The organism is Amycolatopsis sp. NPDC003676 (genome assembly GCF_053587275.1).
On record NZ_JBSFNS010000457.1, the window covers coordinates 1 to 1,019 of the forward strand.

Sequence of the window (1,019 nt, forward strand, 5' to 3'; positions counted from 1 at the left end):
GGTGCGGCGCGGGTTCCGGCACTGAGCTGAGGTCGACCGCGCAGTCGCTGGCCGGTTCGCTCTGACATGCCAGCCGCCGCCCCTTGCGCCGGTCGAACCCGAGCCGCAGCAGGTACGGGGTACCGGTGAGCAGGTGCAGGTCCCCGCTGCACAGCGAAGCCGCCCGCACCCGGACCACCACCTCGCGCGGACCCGCCGCCGGGCGCGGCACGATCTCGGTCCGCAGTACCTCGCTTCCGCCGTACCGGGGAGCCACCCATGCGGTCATCGACGCCGTATCCACCTCGGTCATGCCGTCCCTCAATTCGCACTTACAGCGTAAGCCTGATGGTTCAGACGGTACGCTTACGCCGTAAGTAGGTCAAGGAATGAGTCAGGAGCCGCATGCCACGCACCCCGTTGACCAGGGAACGAGTCCTGCGCGCCGCGATCGACCTCGCCGATCAGGAGGGCCTGGACGCACTGTCGATGCGCAAGCTCGCCAAGGCGGTCGGTGTGGAGGCGATGTCGCTGTACAACCACGTCGCCAACAAGGAGGACCTGCTCGACGGCATCGTCGACCTGGTCGTCGCCGAGATCTACGTCCCCCGCGCCGACGGCGACTGGCGGGCCGAGCTACGCCACCGCGCGACCTCGGCGCACGAGGTCCTGCTCCGGCACCGCTGGGCCACCGGCCTGCTCGGCTCCCGCGTCAATGTCGGCCCGGCCATGCTCCGCTACATCGACGCCACCCTGGCCTGCCTGATCACCGCGGGCTTCAGCTATGAGCAGGCCGACCGCGCGTGGAACGCCCTCGACAGCCACATCTACGGCTTCACCTTGCAAGCCATCAACTTCCCCCTCGACCCCGCCGAATACGCCTCGGCGGCACAGCGATTCCTGCCCCTCATCCCCACCGAGACACACCCCCACATGCACGCCCTGGCCGCACTCGTCATCGACGGAACCCATTCCGGTATCGCCGATTTCACCTTCGGCCTGGACCTGCTCCTAGGTGGGCTGGGCCGCCTGCTCCGGCC

Annotated in this window: 1 protein-coding gene and 1 pseudogene; one reads left to right on the plus strand and one right to left on the minus strand. The window is 68.7% G+C overall.

Annotated elements, in window-relative coordinates:
* Positions 1-292 (minus strand): annotated as a pseudogene (locus ACWDNU_RS47210) (hypothetical protein); the annotation flags it as partial.
* 92 nt (positions 293-384) lie between these two features.
* Here ACWDNU_RS47210 and ACWDNU_RS47215 point away from each other — a divergent pair.
* Positions 385-1,019, plus strand: a 635-nt coding sequence (locus tag ACWDNU_RS47215) for a TetR/AcrR family transcriptional regulator C-terminal domain-containing protein (protein WP_449673629.1), incomplete at its 3' end; no start/stop codon positions are given.